At 30.8% G+C, this 7,831-nt stretch carries 8 protein-coding genes; all 8 read right to left on the bottom strand.

Annotated elements, in window-relative coordinates:
• Positions 1-1,254 (bottom strand): ABC transporter ATP-binding protein (locus tag PEPTYR26121_RS09095; protein ID WP_180501118.1); only part of this gene is annotated, 1,254 nt, incomplete at its 3' end.
• Between the two features lie 100 nt (positions 1,255-1,354).
• The gene (locus PEPTYR26121_RS09090; RefSeq protein ID WP_180501117.1) at positions 1,355-2,989 is read right to left on the bottom strand and encodes an ABC transporter substrate-binding protein; all 1,635 of its coding nucleotides are present in this window, start codon (positions 2,987-2,989) and stop codon (positions 1,355-1,357) included.
• A gap of 2 nt (positions 2,990-2,991) precedes the next feature.
• Entirely contained in the window at positions 2,992-3,702 is a 711-nt protein-coding gene (locus tag PEPTYR26121_RS09085; RefSeq protein WP_180501115.1) for an ATP-binding cassette domain-containing protein, read from the bottom strand.
• The gene (locus PEPTYR26121_RS09080) at positions 3,684-4,466 is read right to left on the bottom strand and encodes an ATP-binding cassette domain-containing protein (RefSeq protein ID WP_180501114.1); all 783 of its coding nucleotides are present in this window, start codon (positions 4,464-4,466) and stop codon (positions 3,684-3,686) included. The genes PEPTYR26121_RS09085 and PEPTYR26121_RS09080 overlap by 19 nt, the downstream gene beginning before the upstream one ends.
• 4 nt (positions 4,467-4,470) lie before the next feature.
• Positions 4,471-5,247 (bottom strand): ABC transporter permease, encoded by a 777-nt coding sequence (locus tag PEPTYR26121_RS09075; RefSeq protein ID WP_180501112.1) that lies wholly within the window; start codon positions 5,245-5,247, stop codon positions 4,471-4,473.
• Complete coding sequence (locus tag PEPTYR26121_RS09070) at positions 5,247-6,179, bottom strand: ABC transporter permease (RefSeq protein WP_180501110.1); 933 nt, start codon at positions 6,177-6,179, stop codon at positions 5,247-5,249. The genes PEPTYR26121_RS09075 and PEPTYR26121_RS09070 overlap by 1 nt, the downstream gene beginning before the upstream one ends.
• Before the next feature lie 20 nt (positions 6,180-6,199).
• A complete protein-coding gene (locus PEPTYR26121_RS09065; protein ID WP_180501108.1) occupies positions 6,200-6,793 on the bottom strand; it encodes a TetR/AcrR family transcriptional regulator in 594 nt (197 codons plus the stop codon).
• A gap of 169 nt (positions 6,794-6,962) precedes the next feature.
• On the bottom strand, positions 6,963-7,772 hold the full coding sequence (locus PEPTYR26121_RS09060) for an N-acetylmuramoyl-L-alanine amidase (protein WP_180501106.1): 810 nt from the start codon (positions 7,770-7,772) through the stop codon (positions 6,963-6,965).
• Positions 7,773-7,831: the final 59 nt, after the last annotated feature.

Below are 7,831 nucleotides of genomic sequence, written 5' to 3'. Positions count from 1 at the left end.
ATCAAAGAGGAAATTGTCTTGGGATACAAAAGAAATAAGTGAAGACAAGTTTTCGAGCGACACATCTTTTGTTTCTACTCCGCCAATTTTAATAGATCCCTTATCTACATTCCAAAATCCAGCAATAAGTTTTGCTATTGTGGACTTGCCTGATCCAGAAGGACCAACGAGTGCTGAAACATTAGATTCTTTTATTTCCATAGAAAGATTATCAATGACTTTCTTTTTTCCATCGTAAGAAAAGTCTACGTCTTGAAGTTCTATATTATAGGATTCTATTTTTTCTCCCTTGTCAATATTTTCTAACTCTCTTGAATCTAAAATCTTTCCTATTTCAGAAGTTATAGTTGATATTCTTGACATATCGTCCATATAGTTCATGATTTTTAAAATACTAGAAACTGTAGCAAAGGATAAGACGATTAAGGTAATTAAATTTCTTAAATCAATACTTCCCTTTATATAAAATAAAATCCCAAAGGGTATGATGGTAATAATTCCCATAGGAGAAAGTAATCTACCTATGGCAACCCTATTCATAGATTCACCCATCCAGTTATAATAAAAGTTTGCATTATCATAAACTGCATCAGAATATTTTTTATAAGATGATTCGCTTTGATTAAATGTCTTTATTACTTCAATACCGTTTATATACTCAACAATGGAATTATTCATATGTTGACCAATGGCAACTGACTTTCCAAACATTTCCTTATAATGAGCATTCATAACAGACATCATAATAGACATTCCTACCACAAATGGAATTAATGATAGCAAGGTCAATCGCCAATCTAAGCTAAACATATAAATAAATAATAAAACAGGTCCTACTAAATTTGCCGTAAATTCTGGCACAAGGTGGGCAAGTGAAGTTTCCATAGAATCAACTTGCTCAACAATTATATTTTTAAATTCCCCTGAAGATCTTGAAAGAACATCTCCCAGTGGCATCTTAAAAAGTTTTTTAGAAATATCATTTCTGATTTCCCCTAATGAGTTAAAAGTTGCCGTATGGGAAATACTTGTTGATATTCCTGCTGCCACTTCTTTAATAACAAATGTTATTAAAATACTTATGCAAAGTGGAGTGTATAAATTCATGTCGCTTACGCCATTAATCAAATTTACAATGATTTTTGCCATGTATATATAGGAAAAAAGCCCAGCCACTACTCCAATTATTGCCAGTAAGATTGACATAAAATATGAGCCTTTTCTCTTTTTTACATATTGTTTTATTAGATCCATCAAATCCCCTCCTTAATAAATCTTCGTAATAATAAGATAGGTCTATCCATTCACTACTTTATAGATAGACCTGCCTTAAATTCAATTTATTAACCTATTCTCATTTAGCTTTTACACTATAAATATTGAAAAATTGCGGTGTACTTGTAAATTCATATCCACCAATTTTGTCATTTCTATACAAAATCATTTCTTTTGAATAAGAAAGAGGCAAATCCATAGCGTTTTCGTTTGAATATACTATAGCTTTTTGTATATTATCTTTAATCTCCCCTTCGTTTGTAGAAGTGGAAGCCTTCTTTATTGCATCAATATATATGTTTGAATCAGAAAGTGCTTTTAACGGCATCAAATGTGGATCCATTTCAGTGATTGATTCTTGTAAGAACTTATGAGGTTCAGTATAAGAACCCTCTGTATTCCAGGTTGTCAAATGGAATTCTCCCTTTATACCATCTGTCCACCATGACATTTGATCTTTTTCAACTAGGTCAACATCTATACCTACTTCTTTTAATTGTGTCTTTATTGCAAGTGCAGTTTCCTTAGCAAGTACTAAATCTGACCAGTAAACATATTGAAGCTTTAATGGACTTCCGTCCTTTTCTCTAATTCCTGTATCTTTATTGAGTTTCCAACCCGCTTCATCTAGCAAGCTATTTGCCTTTTCAGGAGCATAACTATAAATAGTTGGATAATTTGCATCACAATAAGCTACATCTTTAGGGAATAAAGTTTCAGCTACATCTTCATATGAGTATGTTAAACTGTCGACAATGTCTTTTTTGTTAATTGCATAATTAATTGCTTGACGAACTTTTAAATCTTCTAATTCTTTTTTACTTGGATTTAAAATTAGATTCTTAGTCAAAGTCCTATTTTTATTGACTTCTCCAGTAACATCCTTAATTTCAGAACCTTTTTTGAAGTCATCATAATTTATTAAATCTGCTCCATAAATTAAATCTATTTCCCCCTTATTTAAGGCTTGAAGTCTTGAGGAAGCATCGGGAATATATTTGACAATAACTTCATCATAATAAGGTTTTTCCCCATGATAATTTTCATTTCTAACAAATTTTGTATATTCTCCAGATTTAAATTCTTCATATACATAAGGACCTGTTCCTATATTTTCGTTAAATGTCTCAAAGTTTCCCTCAGTAAATGACTTTGGAGATGGCATCCCCAATACATTTTGGAAACAAAAGCCATTTATATAAAATTTAGACGGATTTTCATAGTGAATAGCAATCGTATTATCATCAATAACTTCTGTTGATTTTATCTCTGCAACAGCCCTAATGCCTGCAAAATTAGGGTTTGACTTATCAAAATCTAATATCTTTTTTACTGCATCAGCATTAAAATCTTCACCATCTGAAAACTTTACCCCGTCCTTTAATTTAAAGACTAAAGTTTTGCCATCATCTTTATATTCAAAGCTTTCAGCAAGTTTTGGTACAATTTCACCGTTTTCATAAGCTACTAGGGTTTCGTAAATTAAACCACAAGCCATATTATTTTCCTTATTCATTGTTAAAGTCGTAAGGTTTGTCAGTTCTTTAGCAGTACATAAGGTTAAAACCTTCTTGCTTTCATCTTTTGTGTTTTCACTTGCTACATTTGAATTTTCTTGTGCTTTTTCTTGATTCTTTTGGCAACCTCCTAGTAAAATTGAAAAACTAAATACAAGTGCCAATAAAACCATCATATTTTTTCTAAGTTTGATCATTTCTATCTCCTTTGCAATTTTCCTTCTCTAAATATTTTTCCTTTCTTTATTTCTATGATATAATCTGAAATCTGTTTTGCTTGATTTATATCATGAGTGATAAAAATATAAGAAATACTATGCTTAGATTGATAATAAAAAAGTAAGTTTAATACTTTTTCAATCGTCAGTAAGTCAAGCCCAGCTGTAACCTCATCTAGTATTAAAAAATCAGGATTAACCATAAGGGCTCTTATAAGCGACAATCTTCTTTGCTCACCTCCAGATAGTTGGTGAACGGGCACATCTAATATTTCCTTTTTTAAATGTAAATCCTCGCAAAATAATAATACCTTTTCCTTTCTTTCCTTTTTCGACAAGTTTGTTAAATTAATAAGCCCTTCTTCCAAATTTTTAAAAGTGCTTATACCAGGATTTAAAGTACCAGATGTATCCTGGAAAACAGACTGGATATTTTTTCTATATTTCCTTATTTTTTTTAATCTTAATTTTGAGATATCTACAGAATCATAGAGTATAGATCCTTCATCTATTCTTTCTAATCCTATTAATGCTTTTGCAATGGTGCTTTTACCAGATCCACTTTCACCAATTAAACTTAAGTTATCTCCCCTTTTTAGTGAAAAGGAAATTTGATCTAGAGCTTTAAATGTCCCTTTTACTGTTTCAAAAGAAAGGCTAACATTACTCATAGCTATTTCGTCCATTTCCATTTACCTCCAGAATCTAATATTTTCTGACTACAGATAACAAATTTTCTTGTCCATTCTTCTTTAGGGCTTTCAAATATATCTTCACTACTCCCCTTTTCTATAAGGCATCCATTTTCTATCACATAGATGCAATCGCTATATTTTTTAAGAATATCAGCTTCGTGTGTTATTAACAAAATTCCTTTACCTTTGAAATTTGCTTTAATCAATTCAAAAAATAATGATGAGTTATAATTGTCTAAGGCTGATGTTGGTTCATCAGCAATTATATAATCAGTATTTAGTCCCATAGATATCGCTAAAATCACACGCTGAATCATGCCTCCAGAGAGTTCAGTTGGATATGAATCTAAAACTCTTTCATATTCAAGATTGACGCTTTTGAGCTTATCTTTTGCTATACTTAATGCTTCTGATTTATTTATATTAAGATTAGCAACATATATTTCAACCATTTGACTTTTTATCTTTTTTCTTTTGTCAAAAGAAATCATGGGAAGTTGAGGAATAAAAGCGATGTTTCTATTGTTGCTATTGATATTATCTTTTGCCAATATATCGAAATCATCTATAGTAATAGTTCCAGAACTTACTTTTAAATCCTCTGATAAAATCCCAAGTATTGTGTTTACTAATGTAGTCTTCCCAGCACCACTGGGTCCAGTGAGACCAATAATTTTTCCCATAGGAATTCTAAGAGAAATATTATTTAAAAGATTGTTTCCTTTTTTATCTTTAACTTGTAATTGATTAACCAAAATCATATCTTCACCTTCTATTCGCTTCTTTTGCAATAATATTAAAAGACATTGTAGTAATAAAAACTGCAAAAATCGGGTAAATTATGAGTTCTGGCTTAATAAATATTGAATCTCTCGCTTCTAAAATCATAGAACCCCACTCCACAACATTTTCTCCAAGTCCAATTCCTATAAATGAAAAACCAGTAATTGCTAAAATCATATCCGCACAGGACAAACAAATATAATGAACTAAATCTAATAATATATTTGGTAGTATATGAACTAGAACCAACCTAGTCTTTGAAGCACCAAGTGAAATCATACAAGTGCAATAAGCTTTATCATATTCAATATTTATTTGAGTTCTAACAAGTCTTAAAAATCTCAATATATATGAAACAACCAAAGCGATTAATGTAGTTTTTATTCCATTTCCCCAAGATGCTATAAATATGATTAAATAAGCAATTGGTGGTATAGCCGTTACAGCATTAATAATCGAATCTACTATTACATTCTTTTTCATGGTAACTTTTGACGTTAGTGTTCCTAAAATCAAACCTAAAGTAAAAACAATAATTGATGCCGTCATAACCATAAATAATGTAGTTTTCCCCCCGTACAGTATTCTCGATAAAACGCACCTGCCCATGCTATCATTTCCCAAAGGATACTTAGAACTTGGATTTGCAAATCTAAGGGGAAGATTAACTTCTAAGGGATCATTAGGGGCAAAAAAACTTCCAAAAAATATAAATAAAATCACTAGGAAAGTAAATACTGTCCTTTTGTTTATTTTCATTAATCTCCCCTTTCCCTTATCAAAAGATCGTTTATCAAATCTGATATTATATTAGCAAGTGCAATAAATAATGCTAAAAAGAAAACCAACCCATGAATCATCGTTGCATCACGATTTATTACAGAATTTACAATCAAATATCCAAATCCTGGAATAGAAAAAACTCCCTCAACTATTGCCACATTTGCAATCATAAGTCCAATACTCTGAAAGAAATTTGGAATTAACTTTACTATCGAGTTTGGCAATATATGTTTCACGAACAAAGTAAATTCCTTTAGACCATTTGCTCTAAAAAACATAATATAATATTCACCATTCTCTTTGTCTAAAGCATCTTTAAATAGTGGATAATAAAAAGAAGCCCCAAATATCCCTAAAGTTATTGCAGGAAGTAGATAGTTTGTAATGCCAATATTACCTGCTACTGATAGCAAATCCCACTTTACTGCAAATATATCAAGTAAGATAATAGCAATATAAAAGCTAGGAATTGAAACACCAATAAGGCATAAAAGATTTATAAGCTTATTGATTATCTTGCTCTTCCATAAGAAAGTAATACATCCCAAAGATAATACTAAAATTACCTGCAATATTGCGGAAAAGAAAACAACAGATAAAGTTTTTGGCAAAGCCAACATTATATTATCCCAGACTGGTTTGCCATTGCTTAAAGACTGCCCTAAGTCTAGAGAAAAAAGATTTTTAATCCAGTTAAAATATTGCTTATATACAGGTTTATCAAAACCAAATCTTATTCTTACTTCTTCAATTTGCTCAGGTGATGGACTTCCGATATGTCTTTTAGCATATGCAGTGGCTGGATCTACGGGAGATAATTTCATTAAAACAAATGATAAAATACTAACAATTAATAATGTCATTATTAGCTCATAAAATTTTTTTAAAAATGTCTTTTTTGTATTCATTTTTATACCATAATTTAAGATCAGCCTAATAATTCAGGAAATTTATTTTTCAAATATTCTTCTAACATCTTTTTGATTGTTTCTTTATTTTCAATAAAAATTTCTTTTTGATTTAAACTTTCATATCCTAAAATCAAAGTATTTACAAAGGTCACTAAAAACTCATCTTCAAAAATAGATGATAGCTTATCGTTTGGAGGAAATGCAGACGATAAAATTTCTGTGTTTGTTTCTTTTAAATTTTCAAACATTTCACACAATCTTTTATCTTCATTTTGTAGTTTCAAAAAAATTGCATATATGCTTTTAAATTCATTTTCATCATAAATTCTTTCCATCATCATCTCAGTAATTGCGTCTAAACTCGTTAACTTAGATGTGTCGATAGTTTTGTTTTTTTCTCCTCTATATTTGATACCTGATTTCATAAAATCATAAATCATTTCATAGGTTGAGCCATAATGATAGTAAACACCACCTTTACTTAAACTTACTTTTTCTATAACATCTTCCATAGTTGTATTTTGGAAACCCTTTTCTAAAAAACATGTCTTTGCCGCTTCCAGAATTTCTAACTTCCTTTTTTCTCCTACTTTCAATTTTTTATCATTCAAAACTTTATCTCCTGTCAATAAATAATTCCGACGCTATCGTCAGTTTTATTGTAGCTCATTTGATAATTAATTTCAATACCTTGGTCAAAAATAGAGTTTTATAGTTTTTAAAAAAGCAAAAGCCTGATAAACTTCTAAATTAGAAATTTATCAGGCTTTATTATTCCTATTAAATTAATTCATTTACTCTTCTCTGAACTTCTTTATAATCATATCCAGATTGAGTTAATCTTCTTTGTCTCTCTTCTCCATTCCCCCATAAACCATTTATAACTTCTCTGGCTAATTGGTCGATTGTCTTTCCAACTGGATATACTATTTTGCCATAAGCATCGAATACTTTTAATCCGAATCTATCGGCACATCTTTTAGCATTATCTAAATTTCTAAATGCACCTTTCTGGCTTTTAACCTCAGACCAAGATTTTCTAACTCTATATAGTCCACTTGTTGGTTTACTAACGGTATTATTGCCTCTTAGTCTTTTATTAACCTCGCTTGCAATATATGGAAACTTGCTGCCAAGATATGGACCAGGACAGTTAGTGTTTTTATACCATTCGTGTTTTTGAAGGACACCATCTTTGCCTCCAGTATAGGTACAAGGATAGATTCCATTTCTCCTACAGATGTCTGTTACTAAATCAATTAGTCTTTTTAAAACATAATCAGAAACTAACCACTGAGGACCTCTCGTAGAGTTCCCTACTTCAATTGTGACTGCTCGGTTATCACACCAGGAAGATGAGGTTGTCCACGCTCTATTGGATTCATCTACTCCTAAAACAATGACTCCATCGGATCCTAAATTGTAGTTAGCTGATGCACGTCTTGACCTTGGCACAAATATCCCAGCAAGATTTCTACCATTTATAACCCCTGCTGCATGGTGGATAGCTATTTTAGTAATCTTTTGATTTCTTCTCCCACTATGGTTTGGTGAGAGAATTGTTGCTTGTACTAATGGGCTATTACTCATTTATTTTTCCTCCTTGAATTGTTCTAATACTCTTTTTAATTTTTCTGGTACTGGCAAAC

This window comes from Aedoeadaptatus nemausensis (genome assembly GCF_903819165.1).
Lineage (GTDB): Bacteria > Bacillota > Clostridia > Tissierellales > Peptoniphilaceae > Aedoeadaptatus > Aedoeadaptatus nemausensis.
Note: the sequence above shows the minus strand (reverse complement) of the source record. Positions and strands in the feature narration are given on the sequence as shown.